Source organism: Pseudomonas sp. MIL9 (assembly GCF_016887925.1).
Taxonomy (GTDB): domain Bacteria; phylum Pseudomonadota; class Gammaproteobacteria; order Pseudomonadales; family Pseudomonadaceae; genus Aquipseudomonas; species Aquipseudomonas mohnii.
Window position 1 is genome coordinate 131,164 of record NZ_JAFEHE010000001.1, and the last position, 12,476, is coordinate 143,639.

Annotated in this window: 13 protein-coding genes; 7 read left to right on the forward strand and 6 right to left on the reverse strand. The window is 59.5% G+C overall.

What is annotated here, in order from left to right; all coding sequences use genetic code 11:
* Positions 1-80: 80 nt before the first annotated feature.
* Positions 81-674 carry a DinB family protein gene (locus JQF37_RS00590; protein WP_130205433.1) on the forward strand — a complete coding sequence of 198 codons (594 nt, stop codon included), beginning with the start codon at positions 81-83 and terminating at the stop codon, positions 672-674.
* Here the strand turns inward: JQF37_RS00590 and JQF37_RS00595 are convergent.
* The 3 genes from JQF37_RS00595 to JQF37_RS00605 all read right to left on the reverse strand — a co-directional run bounded on the left by JQF37_RS00595 (position 595) and on the right by JQF37_RS00605 (position 3,418).
* Positions 595-1,515 carry a LysR substrate-binding domain-containing protein gene (locus JQF37_RS00595; RefSeq protein ID WP_130205431.1) on the reverse strand — a complete coding sequence of 307 codons (921 nt, stop codon included), beginning with the start codon at positions 1,513-1,515 and terminating at the stop codon, positions 595-597. The genes JQF37_RS00590 and JQF37_RS00595 overlap by 80 nt on opposite strands.
* A 160-nt stretch (positions 1,516-1,675) precedes the next feature.
* Positions 1,676-2,785, reverse strand: a complete 1,110-nt coding sequence (locus tag JQF37_RS00600) for an RHS repeat-associated core domain-containing protein (protein ID WP_130205429.1) — start codon at positions 2,783-2,785, stop codon at positions 1,676-1,678.
* A gap of 285 nt (positions 2,786-3,070) precedes the next feature.
* Entirely contained in the window at positions 3,071-3,418 is a 348-nt protein-coding gene (locus JQF37_RS00605; protein ID WP_130205427.1) for a DUF6124 family protein, read from the reverse strand.
* Positions 3,419-4,044: 626 nt separating this feature from the next.
* Here JQF37_RS00605 and JQF37_RS00610 point away from each other — a divergent pair.
* Both JQF37_RS00610 and JQF37_RS00615 read left to right on the forward strand, forming a co-directional pair.
* On the forward strand, positions 4,045-4,842 hold the full coding sequence (locus tag JQF37_RS00610) for an SDR family oxidoreductase (protein WP_130205425.1): 798 nt from the start codon (positions 4,045-4,047) through the stop codon (positions 4,840-4,842).
* Positions 4,843-4,869: 27 nt separating this feature from the next.
* Positions 4,870-5,280 carry an SRPBCC family protein gene (locus JQF37_RS00615; protein WP_130205423.1) on the forward strand — a complete coding sequence of 137 codons (411 nt, stop codon included), beginning with the start codon at positions 4,870-4,872 and terminating at the stop codon, positions 5,278-5,280.
* A 108-nt stretch (positions 5,281-5,388) separates the two neighbouring features.
* On the opposite strand, the gene JQF37_RS00620 is transcribed toward JQF37_RS00615, so the two are convergent.
* Positions 5,389-6,783, reverse strand: coding sequence for a HAMP domain-containing sensor histidine kinase (locus JQF37_RS00620; protein ID WP_130205421.1), 1,395 nt, complete (start codon positions 6,781-6,783; stop codon positions 5,389-5,391).
* Complete coding sequence (locus tag JQF37_RS00625) at positions 6,761-7,444, reverse strand: response regulator transcription factor (RefSeq protein WP_047530042.1); 684 nt, start codon at positions 7,442-7,444, stop codon at positions 6,761-6,763. The genes JQF37_RS00620 and JQF37_RS00625 overlap by 23 nt, the downstream gene beginning before the upstream one ends.
* Before the next feature lie 178 nt (positions 7,445-7,622).
* Here JQF37_RS00625 and JQF37_RS31240 point away from each other — a divergent pair, with 178 nt between their 5' ends.
* Complete coding sequence (locus JQF37_RS31240) at positions 7,623-7,925, forward strand: hypothetical protein (RefSeq protein ID WP_130205461.1); 303 nt, start codon at positions 7,623-7,625, stop codon at positions 7,923-7,925.
* A 184-nt stretch (positions 7,926-8,109) separates the two neighbouring features.
* Positions 8,110-9,042, forward strand: coding sequence for a hypothetical protein (locus tag JQF37_RS00630; RefSeq protein ID WP_130205419.1), 933 nt, complete (start codon positions 8,110-8,112; stop codon positions 9,040-9,042).
* A gap of 175 nt (positions 9,043-9,217) precedes the next feature.
* Here JQF37_RS00630 and JQF37_RS00635 read toward each other — a convergent pair whose 3' ends face one another.
* On the reverse strand, positions 9,218-9,829 hold the full coding sequence (locus tag JQF37_RS00635; protein ID WP_130205417.1) for a glutathione S-transferase: 612 nt from the start codon (positions 9,827-9,829) through the stop codon (positions 9,218-9,220).
* Between the two features lie 353 nt (positions 9,830-10,182).
* On the opposite strand from JQF37_RS00635, the gene JQF37_RS00640 reads away from it, so the two are divergent.
* Both JQF37_RS00640 and JQF37_RS00645 read left to right on the forward strand, forming a co-directional pair.
* Positions 10,183-10,587, forward strand: a complete 405-nt coding sequence (locus JQF37_RS00640) for a TraR/DksA C4-type zinc finger protein (RefSeq protein ID WP_047530036.1) — start codon at positions 10,183-10,185, stop codon at positions 10,585-10,587.
* A gap of 239 nt (positions 10,588-10,826) precedes the next feature.
* Positions 10,827-12,431 carry a methyl-accepting chemotaxis protein gene (locus JQF37_RS00645; protein ID WP_130205415.1) on the forward strand — a complete coding sequence of 535 codons (1,605 nt, stop codon included), beginning with the start codon at positions 10,827-10,829 and terminating at the stop codon, positions 12,429-12,431.
* The last annotated feature ends 45 nt before the right edge of the window (positions 12,432-12,476 follow it).

Consider the following 12,476-nt stretch of genomic DNA (forward strand, 5'->3'; position numbering starts at 1 on the left):
ACCGATGATCAGCCGCCGCGCTGCGGCGTGGGGATAGCGCTATCCTTGAGAGATGCGCTCATCGCCATCGGAGAAGTCTGATGATCAACGTACGCACTGCCCGCCTGCTTGCCGATTACAAACAATGGGCCAACCAGCGCCTCTTCGATAACCTGGCGCAACTGCCCCCGACCGAGGTCTACAAACAGCGCGCCGGCATTTTCAAGAACATGATGGGCACGCTGAACCACATCTATGTGGTGGATTGCCTCTGGCAAGCCCACCTCGAAGGCCGGGGACACGGCTTCAAAACCTCCCACGACATGGTCCACCCTGAACTGTCGGCACTGCGCCAGGCGCAACAGATCGTTGATCACTGGTATTGCGAGTGGGCCGCCCGGCAGACCGATGCCTCACTGGACAAGCCCGTCCGGTTCACCTTTCTCTCCGGTGAAAGCGGCACCATGAGCGCCGGCGCGATGTTGATGCATGTGGTCAACCACGCCAGTTATCACCGTGGCTGGGTGATCCAGATGTATTTCGATATTCCGGCCATGCCACCCTTGACGGACCTGCCGATCTACTTGCGCGAGACCGATCCGCAGTTCAATTCGCTCAATGTCCCGATGGTGGAGCCGACATGTGCTCCACAATTTTCGAGCGCAACCAACGTTCTGCCGGATCGTTATCGTTGACGCCGTTCCAGACCATGGACAGTTCGGACAGCTTGATCTCGAACGGCGCGTCATCGGCACGCAGCTGGCTGCTGCCCTCGATCAGCGCGCTCGCCGCGTAGTCCGGCACCGTCGCCAGCATGTCGGTGCCCGCCAGCAAGGCGCGCAACCCGGCAAACTGCGGCACCGCCAGCACCACCCGGCGCGAGCGGCCGATACGGGCGAGATCGGTGTCGATCGCCCCGGTCAAGTCCCCGGAAAACGACACCAGCGCATGGGGACGTTCGCAGAATTCATCCAGGGTCAGGGGCCCGGGCCGGTTGTCGCCGCGCAGGATCTTGACGCTCAAGTCCCGCAGTTTCTTGCGCTTGGCATTGGCCGGCAATTCCGTGGTGTAGCTGATCCCGACGGTAATCTCGCCGGTGGCGAGCATCGACGACATCAGCAGGAAATTCACCCGCCGCACGACGACCACCACGTTCTGCGCCTCTTCGCGTATCTGCTTGAGCAACGGCGGAAACAGACCGAATTCGGCGTCGTCGGACAGGCCGATGCGAAACACGTCACGGCTGGTGGACGGGTCGAAATCCTTGGCCCGGCTGACCGCGCCGGAAATGGTGTCCATCGCCGGCTGCAACTCCTTGAGAATCACCAGGGCGCGCGGTGTCGGCTCCAGGCTGCGGCCGTTGCGTACCAGCAACGGATCGTCGAACAAGTCCCGCAACCGCGCCAACGCCGCACTGACGGCAGGCTGGCCGAGGAACAGTTTCTCTGCGGCGCGGGTCAGGTTCTTTTCGAACATCAGGGTTTCGAAAATCACCAACAGGTTCATGTCCACGCGGCGCAGGTCGTTGCGGTTCATCCTGAGTACTCGCTGGGAGTGAGAATCCTCTCAGTAAAGCACTGAATGACAGCGACACGGGGCAGACATGTCGATGCCGAGGTGGTGTCTATCGGTAAGTTTTCAGTTTTTCCCAATAGTGCGATGTCATGTTATTAATTGGGTAGCTATCGGTTTTTGTTTAATAAAAATGGGTACTTCTGATTGCTCTTATTTGTTCCGCTAACGCGTCGTGGTTTGGACTTCTTACGTAGAGTATTTCATGCCAATAGTCGTTGGCTACAGTAGGTTTCGGTCGCTTGGAGATCGGAGTTGTTGAATCGAATTCACCGCTTCTTGCAGTATTGAGTTTTTGCCAGGCAATGGGGCCGGGCTCATCGGCGGTCGCGCCATATTTAGTTATGTCTATGTACTCAAGCAGGGTATGCCGATCAGCTAAAGGGTCGATTTTACTGGCTGCGACTTTTAATCTCGGCGGCAATGGTAATTCAGCTATTGGATATGCGTGTTTTTGAAGGTTTTTGATGACTATTTTCTGCAGGTTCAAGCTATTGTTTCTTGCGATGTTTAAATCATTTATGTAGGCAGCATTCTGGAAGGGTTGATGGAGGGAGGCGTAACTCAATTCTTCTAATTGTTTAATGGCATTGATGGCTTGATCGGTTGAAATTCCCGGTCTGATTTTAAGTGTATAGGGAGCTTCGTTGGCAATCTGAGTGGTTATGCTTCTTGCAGTTGTCGCCAGTATTTTTACAGGGTTGAAGTGACCGGTGGGGTCGCTAAAATTTACTGGGTCCCCTGCGCAATAAGCATACGAATTCAATCCTCCTTTCCCAAACGGACTCAAACTGTCCGGACTGTTAAACCGCATCAGCACCGGATTAAACGCCCGATAGCCATTGCCCAACAGATAGTGCCCGGTCAGTGGGTCGGGTCGTTCGCCATTGAATCCCATCAAACTCATCCATCCATTTGTAGCGTGGCGGTGACCATAGGGCGCATAGGCGATGGGTTGTGCCTGATTGGTTTTGAGTGTGTTCAACACCGAGCGTTGCAGATCCGTCGCCAGCAGCGCGGTGTCGTGTTCGGAACCCTGTTGCTGTTGTTGCGCCAGCAACCAATCACCGTGCTGGAAGATGGTTTGGCGCAACGCCCCCTGAATCTCCGTGGCCAGGCGGCTTTTGCAGTAGAAGCGCTGAAGGGGTGGCGCGTCAGACAGCCCCTGGTCGATCAAGCGGTCGAGGGCGTCGTAGCGATAGTGGCAGAGCAGTGTTGCGCGCATTGCTGGCATGGTGGGCGCTCCCGAAAGGCTGGTGGGGTGGCGAGCAGTATTGGCGGTTCGGGTGCGGGCGGGAACTATCAGAACTGTTAGGTTTGCTGAGCGTTGGTCTGGTTCAGGGCCGAAGGTGAATGATCATCTGTGGAGAAGGGCTTGTCGGAACGCTGCATCGTTGCGCTGGGCTGTGCAGTCGACGCCAGTCCTGAATGTGCGGTCTGTCTGAAGACTTCGGTCGGAGGGTTTGGGGCCGCTGCGCGACCCGGCGGGAGCGAGCTCCCTCGCCACAGGGTTTTGTGTTTATTCGGGTGGGTCGAGGCGGTCGAGTGCGCGGTTCACGGCCAGTTCGCCGAGCATGATCACTTGTGCGATGCCCAGCAGGGTGTTGCGACTGGTTCCTTGCGTACGGTCCGCGAGGTCCAGGGTCATGATGCTGGCCGAGGCCAGGGATTCGCAGGCGTGGGCCAGCAGGGATTCGGTATCGAGCTCGGTGTCGACAATGAACATGCTGCAGGGTTTGCGCGGGGTGGCGCGGATGTCGGCGGCGGAGGGGATGCGGTCGGTGGTTTCGTGGTGTTTTTCTGGATCGGGGTTTCTGGAATGTAAGGCTGGGTCGGTGTCTGGCGGGTTAGGTGTAGTTTTCAACATGGATGCAGCTCCTTGTGAATCTGAAGGAACCATCACCCTCGCTACCAAACGAAGGGTGGTGGCCATACGGAGGTTGGTAGACCGGCACACAAGGAAAAACCGGCGCACCCGTAGGTGCCCTGCGCATGGCCACCATTAATGCAGGTGTGAAAAAACCTGCAAGAGGTGACGCTATGCGCCTTGTGTAGGGGCGGGCTACCAAACCCGATCACTGTTCTTTTCAGCGACCGACAAACGATAAAACCCGACCCCAAGGCGCACAAGCCGGCGGATTCTGGCGTACCCGTAGGCAACGACGCAAGGCGCTGTAGCTTTCACGAAGTAACGCTGACAGCCATTCAACAATTGCCAGCGGCTGACGCTTTCGCGAGCCAGCGCTCTCTCATTTACGCTGCTGACCCGCTTGCGCGAAGCAGGCGAAATCAGGGGCTGGCGCCTGTGTACATAGTCGGACCAGGCCAATTGACCCTTTATCCGGGCGATGCCCAACCAGAGGGTAATTTTCTGACGGGTCGCTACACTCTTTCCGTCCTTGACCGCGTGATTCCCGCAACCTTCTGGCAGGCGCTGCGTGAGGCAAAACTGTTATCCGAGCGCGCACCGTTGCCGATCACTGGAGCTTGAGCATGAAAATCGATCTGAGTGGAAAACTGGCGATTGTCAGCGGCAGCACGGCCGGCATCGGCCTGGGCATCAGCAAGGCGTTGGCAGAGTCCGGCGCCACGGTGGTGGTGATCGGTCGCGATACGGCCAAGGTGGAACAGGCCTTGGCGAGCATCCGCCAGCAGGTGCCGGGCGCTCAACTGCGCGGGCTGGCTGCCGATCTCGGGACCGCCGAAGGTGCGGAAATACTGTTCGCCGCCGAACCACGGGCCGACATCCTGGTGAACAACCTGGGGATCTACGAAGCGGTGGATTTCTTTGATACCCCCGACAGCGAGTGGACGCGCTTCTATGAAGTCAACGTGATTTCCGGTGTGCGCCTGTCCCGGCATTACGTACCGGACATGGTCAAGCAGGGCTGGGGGCGGGTGATTTTCCTGTCTTCGGAATCCGGGATCGCGATTCCGGCCGACATGCTCAACTATGGCGTGACCAAAAGCGCCAACCTGGCGGTGTCCCATGGACTGGCCAAGCGGCTGGCGGGCACCGGGGTGACGGTCAATGCGATCCTGCCCGGCCCGACCTTGACCGATGGCGTGGAGAAGATGCTCAAGGAGGCGATTGCGCAATCCGGTCGCAGCCTGCAGGAGGAAGCCGACGACTTCGTGCGCAAGGCCCGTCCCACCTCGATCATCCAGCGCGTGGCCCATGTCGAGGAGGTCGCCAATCTGGTGGCCTACATCGCTTCACCGTTATCCTCGGCCACCACGGGCGCCGCCCTGCGGGTCGACGGCGGTGTCGTCGACAGCCTGGCCATCTGAACCTTACTGATCAAGAGAGAACATGACATGGCATCTGCATCAGCCTTCATCGACATCCTGGCCCCGGCCGATCAGGTCTGGCAATTGATTGGGGGATTCAACTCGCTGCCGGACTGGCTGCCGCTGATTCCCAAGAGTGAACTCAGCGAAGGCGGGCGGGTACGCAGCCTGCAAACGGTGGACGGCGCGGTTGTTATCGAGCGCCTGCAAGGGTTCGATAATGCGGGCAAGACCTACAGCTACTCGATTGTGCAGGCGCCGTTTCCGGCCACTGAGTATCTGGCGACGATCAAGGTCGAAAGCCAGGGCGAGGGCGCGCGGGTGACCTGGTCCGGCCGGTTTGAACCAGTGGGGGTGAGTGACGAGGAAGTGGTGGCGTTGTTCGCCGGGATCTATCAGGGCGGACTGCAGGCACTGCGGGCCAATTACCCGGCCTAGCCTGGATCTGTGGGAGCCAGCTTGTCGGCGAAGGGTCCTTCCGGCCTTGCAGCGCTGCCACGGCCGCTTTCGCTGGCAAGCCAGCTCCCACAGGTTTTGTGTTTATCCTCAGGTAGGGGTAATCAAGCTCTGGCGGCAATCGATCACCAGCCGCGCGCCCCCGAGCTCACTGCGTCCCACCTCGAGCGTAAAGCCGTGCAGGCTGACAATCGCCGCAACGATGGACAGGCCCAGGCCGAAACCGCTTTTCTGATTGCCTGCCTCGGCACGATAGAAGCGCTGGAACACTGCCTCGCGTTCGGCCTCCGGGATTCCGGGTCCGGAATCGAGCACTTCGATGCGGGTATGCCCCCCCTGATTGATCCCTCGCAAAATCACCGCGCCGCCGGGCGGGGTGAACTTGATCGAGTTGCTCAACAGGTTCGCGATCGCCTCGAACAGCAACGCCCGGTCGCCCTTCAGGGGCGGCAATGACCCAGGCACGTGCAATTGAAAAACCAGGCCATCGTCTTCGGCCAGTGGCAGATAAAAATCATGCAGTTCCTGCAGCAACGGCACCGGGTCGAGTTGCACGAAACCGGAACGGCGCTGGCGGTCTTCCAGTTCGGAAATCCGCAGCAAGCCCCGAAAACGCGCCATCAGGGTGTCGGCCTCGCTCAGTACCGAATCGAGTTGCGCCGCTTCGGCAGAGCCTTCACCGGCCTGTTGTTGCATGCGATAGAGCTGTGCGCGCAAGCGGGTCAACGGCGTGCGCAGGTCGTGGGCGATGTTGTCGCACACGCCCTTGACCTCGTTCATCAAGCGCTCGATGCGTTCGAGCATGGCATTGACGATGGCGGCGAGCATGTCCAGTTCATCGCGGCGATTGGACAGCGGCAGGCGCTTGGTCAGGTCACCGGCAACGATGGCCTCGGCACTGGCCTGAATCGCGCGAATTCGCCGCAGTGGACGACGGCGCAGCAAATGCCAGCCGACGATGCCCGGCAGAATGGTCAGGGTCACACCCCAGAACAATGCATGGAGGATGATGCGGGTGACGGCAAACAACGAGCCGTTGTCCCGCACCAGAACCAGCCAGCGACCATCCTCGGTTGGGGTCGCCACCGCGTCGCAGCTGTCGGCGGGCAAGGTCGGGTCGTCGGAGTCGGCGCAGTCGCTGAGCATGTGGATCTCGCCGTCCAGCGGCAAGTCGAGCGGGATACGGCGCAGGGCGCCGCTGAGGTGACGGTGCTGATCATCGAACAGGCCATAGGCGTCGATGCCGCGAATGTCGAAGGTCATGCTGACCGCGAGAGCGTCCACCAGTTGTTCGCCCTGAAAGCGCGAAAACAGGTGCTGACGTTGCATCAGCGAATGTTTGGCCAGATTGTCCAGGTAAGCGGACACCTCGTAGTACATGACCCCCATGAGAATCCCGCTCCAGGTCACGAACAACGCACTGTAGAGCGCCAGCAGACGACTGCTGGAAGAACGCCAGCCTTTAGACGGGTTCGGCAATGACATAACCCGAGCCTCGCACGGTTCGAATCAATGGAACATTGCCCGGTGGGTCGATTTTTTTGCGCAGGCGGCCAATGTGCACGTCGATCAGGTTGGTGCCCGGATCGAAGTGATAGCCCCAGACTTCTTCGAAAATCATCATCCGCGACAGGATTTGCCCGGTGTTGCGCATCAGGAATTCCAGCAGCTTGTATTCGGTGGGCAGCAGCGTCAGTAACTCACCATTGCGACTGGCTTCGTGGCTGATCAGGTTCAGTTCCAGATCCGCCACCCGCAACGTGGTGACGTGGGCGGTCACGGTGTTCTGGCGGCGCAACAGGACTTCGACGCGGGCGGCCATTTCATCGGTGGCGAAGGGTTTGGTCAGGTAATCGTCGCCGCCGGCCCGCAGGCCTCGCACGCGTTCGTCGACGTCGGAGAGGGCGCTGATCATCAGGATGGGGGTCGCCACGCCCATGGTCCGCAGCGTGGTGACGATGGCCAGGCCATCCAGCTCGGGCAGCATGCGGTCGAGGGTGATCAGGTCATAGTGGCCGCTGACTGCGCGCTCCAGCCCTTCGCGGCCGTTGTCGACCCAGTCGACTTCGAGGCCGTGGCTGCTCAGTTCGGCGACAATTTCCCGGGCGGTTACGGCGTCGTCTTCGATGGTCAAGATTCGGGTCATAGGCTGGCCTGATAAATCGGTTCAAGTCTGAGTTCGAAGCATTTTGCCAAGAATTGCCAGTGACTTAATAAATTAACTTTCATGTGATCACGGTGCATTTAAGGAACGTTGATATCATTGGGCCATAATTTCAACGGGAAGCTGCACCTTGCGTACTCTAAAGCCTGGCTGGATGCCGATGTGCCTGCTGTTGCTGAGTGTTGTCTGCTCATCGACATGGGCCGCCAATACACCCTGTTCGGGAAAGAAGGGCGGTGTCGCCCGTTGTGACGGTGATCTGTTCCTGTGTAACGACGGCTCTATCAGTGCTTCGAAAAAAAGTTGTTCATCTCTGTATGGCAGCAAAAACCAGGCCCGGCCACAAGTACGTGTGCAGGACGCCGAGGGCTGTGCTTGCGGAACCGGTTCGTTCTGCACAGGGCCCAGAGGCGGCGTTTACTGCCTGACGCCGGCAGGCAATAAAAGCTATAGGCGCAAGTAGTTTTCGTAATGCAGAAAACCCGCCCGGACTGGCTCTTTATTGCATCTTGCATGACCCTCGGAAGTTCCATCTTTGTAACCATCTGAAGTTAAAGGATTTATCTGGAATTCGCGACTGGCATGGTCACTGCAATTGTTCATTCGAAGAGTTGTAACACCATCTTTCTGCCTGGAGCGATACAACGATGAATAGATCCTCTGATGGTTTCTATCCCGCCGCGGATGAGTCGAGCACGCTCTCGGGCGTGTCCTGGGGGGCGATTTTCGCCGGGGCTGCGGCTGCGGCGGCGTTATCGCTGATCCTCGTGCTGCTGGGTTTCGGCCTTGGTTTTTCGGCGGTTTCGCCCTGGGCCAATGAGGGCGTGAGCGCCAAGGGCCTGGGCATTTCCACGATCGTCTGGCTGGCCGTCACCCAAATCATCGCTTCCGGCGCCGGTGGCTACATCGCCGGCCGGCTGCGGGTGAAGTGGGCGTATATGCACGGCGATGAAGTCTACTTCCGCGATACCGCCCATGGCTTCCTGGCCTGGTGCGTGGCGACACTCGTGACGGCGACGCTGGTGGCCGGTTCGGTCAGCAGCCTGGTCAGCGGCGGGGTGCAGGCGGGGGCGAATGTCGTCGGTGGCGCGGCCAGTGCCATGACGCAAGTGGCCGGTACGGCTGCCGCCAATTCGGACGGCGATCAATACGGTTACTTCGTCGACAGCCTGTTTCGCGATGATCGTCCGGCCGCCGTCAGCGATGACGCCGCCCGGGGCACCGTGACCCGTATCTTCGTCCGCTCCTTGAGTAACAACGGGCAACTGGCTGCCGAAGATCGCACTTATCTCGCGCAGTTGGTGGCGCAGCGGACCAACCTTACCCAGGCGGACGCTGAACGTCGTGTCGATGAAGTCTATGCCCGCACCCAACAAGCCGTGGCCGACGCCAGGCTGAAGGCACAACAAGCGGCAGACACGGCCGCCAACGTCGCTGCCTGGACCACGTTGTGGATGTTCGTTGCACTGTTGGCCGGTGCGTTTTTCGCCAGCCTTGCCGCGACTTTCGGCGGTCGTCGCCGGGATGCCGTGGTGTATCTGGAATCCGACACCTACGTCACCACCACAGCCATTCGCTAACTCAGGAGAAACCCCATGCGCTCATTACTGTTGTTCTTTCTTGGCGTACCGATCCCGATCATCATTCTGATCGCGCTGTTCATGCACTGATCTTCCGGGGCTTGTGCCTCTGCCGCTTCTGCCTTTGGCAGAAGCGGCATTTTTGCTGGAGGCCAGATCAGGCGCAGCCTGTCTGTCAGTCCATCGGCGTACTGACAAACGCCTCAAGCCCTTCGGCATACTCGGTGAATGCAGCGATACGCGGAAATTGCGCCCCGGCGACCTGATCCGGCACCACCAGGTTGGTAAAGCTCCAGGCCACGGCGAGGGTGAGTCCATCCTGATCAATCGACCCGTCGGTTTTCAGCGGGTGTTTTTCCAGTTCCCGCTCCAGGGCTGAATAAGCCGCCGCCAGTTGTCCTTCGACCCGCTCAACCCACGGCTCGTATTGAATCTCCGCCGGCCGCAGGTTGCGCTCGTAATAGAGTTGCACCGATTTTTCGCAGGCTGCCAACGCCAGCCCGATCAGGCGCAACGAGCGCACGCGTTGCTCGATACCCTTGGGCATCAGGCTGCGGCCAGGTTCGGCCAGTGCCTCCAGGTACTCGATGATCAGGGTCGAATCCATCAGGACTTCGCCATCATCCAGCACCAGCGTGGGGGCCTTGACCACCGGGTTGATCTGCTGGAACTGCTCGAAGTGCCTGAACACCGAAACCGATTCATGCTCCAGCGCAATGCCCAGGCGTTTGGCAGAAATGGCGACGCGTCGTACGTAAGGCGAATCCAGCATGCCGATCAGCTTCATTTAACCGCTCCTTGATATAGCCACTTCGGGACGGACAACCTTAGCTGAGGTTGCCTGGCGTGAAAATGGGGGGGGCGTGCCGGTGGCCATTTGTCTTCTATATACCTCCGCTGGATTGAATTTCTTGCTATAAACGCACTCCGATGCCCGCCTTAGATCATTTTTGAGGCTTTGCCGGGAAAATTCGCTGTCTTTTCAGTTGCTGAGGCCTCAAGTCGGCCTTAGACTGCCGCCCCTCGTAAATTGAGTGCCGGGTGGCGCTTGGAACAAACGGCGCCTTTCCGATGGCCTGCCCAGGTCCGCCGGAAAGCTCCCTTATTCGCCTTAATGCACGTTTTTTTATAGAGATATCAATGACAAAGGACAAGTTGCTGGCCATGCCGGCGGATGACTACATGAATGCCGAGCAACATGCTTTTTTCGCCGAGCTGTTGCAGAACATGAAAGTCGAAACCCATGAGCGCATCGAACAGAATCGCATTGCCATCGAGAGCCTGGACACCCCGGCCGACCCGGCTGACGCGGCTTCCGTCGAAGAAGAGCGCACCTGGCTGGTGAACGCGATCGATCGCGATCAGCGCATGCTGCCTCAGTTGGAACAAGCCCTGGAACGCATCAAGGAAGACAGCTTCGGCTGGTGCGATGACAGCGGCGAGCCCATCGGCCTGAAACGCCTGCTGATCAGCCCGACGACGAAGTACTGCATCGAAGCTCAAGAGCGTCACGAGCAGATCGACAAGCACCAGCGTCAGGCGTGATTCTGCAAGGCCGCCCGTTTAACCCGGGTAGCCTGTGAAAAGATCGCAGCCTTGGTCAGCGCCTGCCTCCCGTCCGGTCGGCGCTGACGAAGGCTGCGATCTTTGCTTTTCGACGCCTGCACAAAGCCCCGCACTTCTATTGATCTGCTGCAACGACCCCGACTAAAGGCCCATGGATAATGGCTTTCTGCTGGCGTTTAATGCGATGACAACAATTAGAAGATGGCGGGGTGATAACGATGACGAGAGACGGATCTCTGGTTGCGGCAGTGCCTGCACCAGTGCTTTTGCCAAAAAACCGCTGGCTGACGCCGTCGCTGCAGAGCATCGCCCTGATGCTGTTGCTGTGTGGCATGACGCTGGGGAGCTGGTCGCTTTACCTGAGCCTGCCGTTGGCGGTGCTCATTATCTGGCTGCCTCGCCTGCGTTCGCGTGCGACGCCTGAAGCGGTTCCAGCGGATACGACCAGCGCCATCTCCGCGTTAACCCGCGATCTTTCCTACACCACCAGTCATAACGCCCTGTCGGCCGCCGGCGTGGCCTTTTCGGTCAAGCAACTGGCGGACAAGCTGCAATCGCAACTCGGTGCGGCGGCGCAGATCGTCAGCAACGCCGAAGTGATGATTGCCACCGAGCAAGCCACCTCCACCCTCAGTCGCGAAGCCCTGAGCGCTGCCAGCGAGGCGCATCAGAGTGGCGTGGCCGGTCGAACCGAACTGATCGAGTCGATTGCGCGCATGCATCAGCTCAGTCAGCGCGCCAGTAACAGCCGCGAGCTGATCGAAGCCCTGAGCCTGCGCAGCGATGACATTCAGCGGGTCACTTTGGTGATTCAGTCCATCGCCAGCCAGACCAACTTGCTGGCGTTGAACGCCGCTATCGAAGCGGCGCGCGCCGGGGAGCACGGGCGTGGTTTTGCGGTGGTGGCCGACGAGGTTCGTGGCCTCGCCGCGCGCACCGCCACGGCAACCGGTGAAGTCGGGGACATGGTGGCCGATATCCAGCAACGCACCGCGCAAGTGGTGGAGCAGATCCGTCAACTGTCCAGCGACCTCGACACCGGCGTCCAGCAGGTCGAGCACACAGGGCAGCACCTGGATAACATCGCGCGGCTGGCGGCCAGTGTCGAACAGCAGGTCGGGGAAATTGCCCGAGGTGCAGAGACCAATCGCGAACAGCTCGACAGCCTGTTTCATGCCATCGAACAGATGCGCAGCGACCTGGCCATCAGCGACCAGCAGACTCAGCGTCTGGCCCAGGCCGCCGTGCAGATGGAAGGTCAGGCCGAAACCATCAGTGAGCGCCTGGCGGCAGTCGGGCTGGATGACTATCACCAGCGAATCTACGACCTGGCCCGTGAAGGGGCGAGCCAGATTACCGCGCGATTCGAAGCGGACATCGATGCCGGACGTATCAGTCTCGATGACCTCTTCGACCGAAACTACCAGGCAATCCCCGACACCAGTCCGCCCAAGTACCAGACGCGCTTCGACCGCTACACCGATCAGGTCTTGCCGGTGATTCAGGAGCCGCTGTTGCCGCGCCATGAAGGCCTGGTGTTCGCCATTGCCTGCACCCCACAAGGCTACGTACCGACCCACAACAAAGTCTTCAGCCAGCCCCTGACCGGCGATGTGCAGGTCGATACCTTGCAAAACCGCACCAAACGCAAATTCGCCGACCGCACCGGCATCCGTTGCGGCAGCCACCAGCAGGCGGTACTGCTGCAAACCTACACCCGCGATACTGGAGAGCTCATGCACGACCTGTCGGTGCCGATCCTGCTCAAGGGGCGTCATTGGGGCGGTTTGCGCCTGGGTTACAAGCCGGAAAATCCTCGCTAGCGGCTTAATGCTGTTCAGATAAGGGCGACCACTGTATCTGTGGTC

What these genes read in the sequence shown, in the direction of transcription:
- JQF37_RS00590 (WP_130205433.1), top strand. Translation starts at nt 81, where the DNA reads ATGATCAACGTACGCACTGCCCGCCTGCTTGCCGATTACAAACAATGG.
- JQF37_RS00610 (WP_130205425.1), top strand. Translation starts at nt 4,045, where the DNA reads ATGAAAATCGATCTGAGTGGAAAACTGGCGATTGTCAGCGGCAGCACG.
- JQF37_RS00605 (WP_130205427.1), bottom strand. Translation starts at nt 3,418, where the DNA reads ATGTTGAAAACTACACCTAACCCGCCAGACACCGACCCAGCCTTACAT.
- JQF37_RS00630 (WP_130205419.1), top strand. Translation starts at nt 8,110, where the DNA reads ATGAATAGATCCTCTGATGGTTTCTATCCCGCCGCGGATGAGTCGAGC.
- JQF37_RS00615 (WP_130205423.1), top strand. Translation starts at nt 4,870, where the DNA reads ATGGCATCTGCATCAGCCTTCATCGACATCCTGGCCCCGGCCGATCAG.
- JQF37_RS00645 (WP_130205415.1), top strand. Translation starts at nt 10,827, where the DNA reads ATGACGAGAGACGGATCTCTGGTTGCGGCAGTGCCTGCACCAGTGCTT.
- JQF37_RS31240 (WP_130205461.1), top strand. Translation starts at nt 7,623, where the DNA reads ATGTGCCTGCTGTTGCTGAGTGTTGTCTGCTCATCGACATGGGCCGCC.
- JQF37_RS00625 (WP_047530042.1), bottom strand. Translation starts at nt 7,444, where the DNA reads ATGACCCGAATCTTGACCATCGAAGACGACGCCGTAACCGCCCGGGAA.
- JQF37_RS00640 (WP_047530036.1), top strand. Translation starts at nt 10,183, where the DNA reads ATGACAAAGGACAAGTTGCTGGCCATGCCGGCGGATGACTACATGAAT.
- JQF37_RS00635 (WP_130205417.1), bottom strand. Translation starts at nt 9,829, where the DNA reads ATGAAGCTGATCGGCATGCTGGATTCGCCTTACGTACGACGCGTCGCC.
- JQF37_RS00600 (WP_130205429.1), bottom strand. Translation starts at nt 2,785, where the DNA reads ATGCCAGCAATGCGCGCAACACTGCTCTGCCACTATCGCTACGACGCC.
- JQF37_RS00595 (WP_130205431.1), bottom strand. Translation starts at nt 1,515, where the DNA reads ATGAACCGCAACGACCTGCGCCGCGTGGACATGAACCTGTTGGTGATT.
- JQF37_RS00620 (WP_130205421.1), bottom strand. Translation starts at nt 6,783, where the DNA reads ATGTCATTGCCGAACCCGTCTAAAGGCTGGCGTTCTTCCAGCAGTCGT.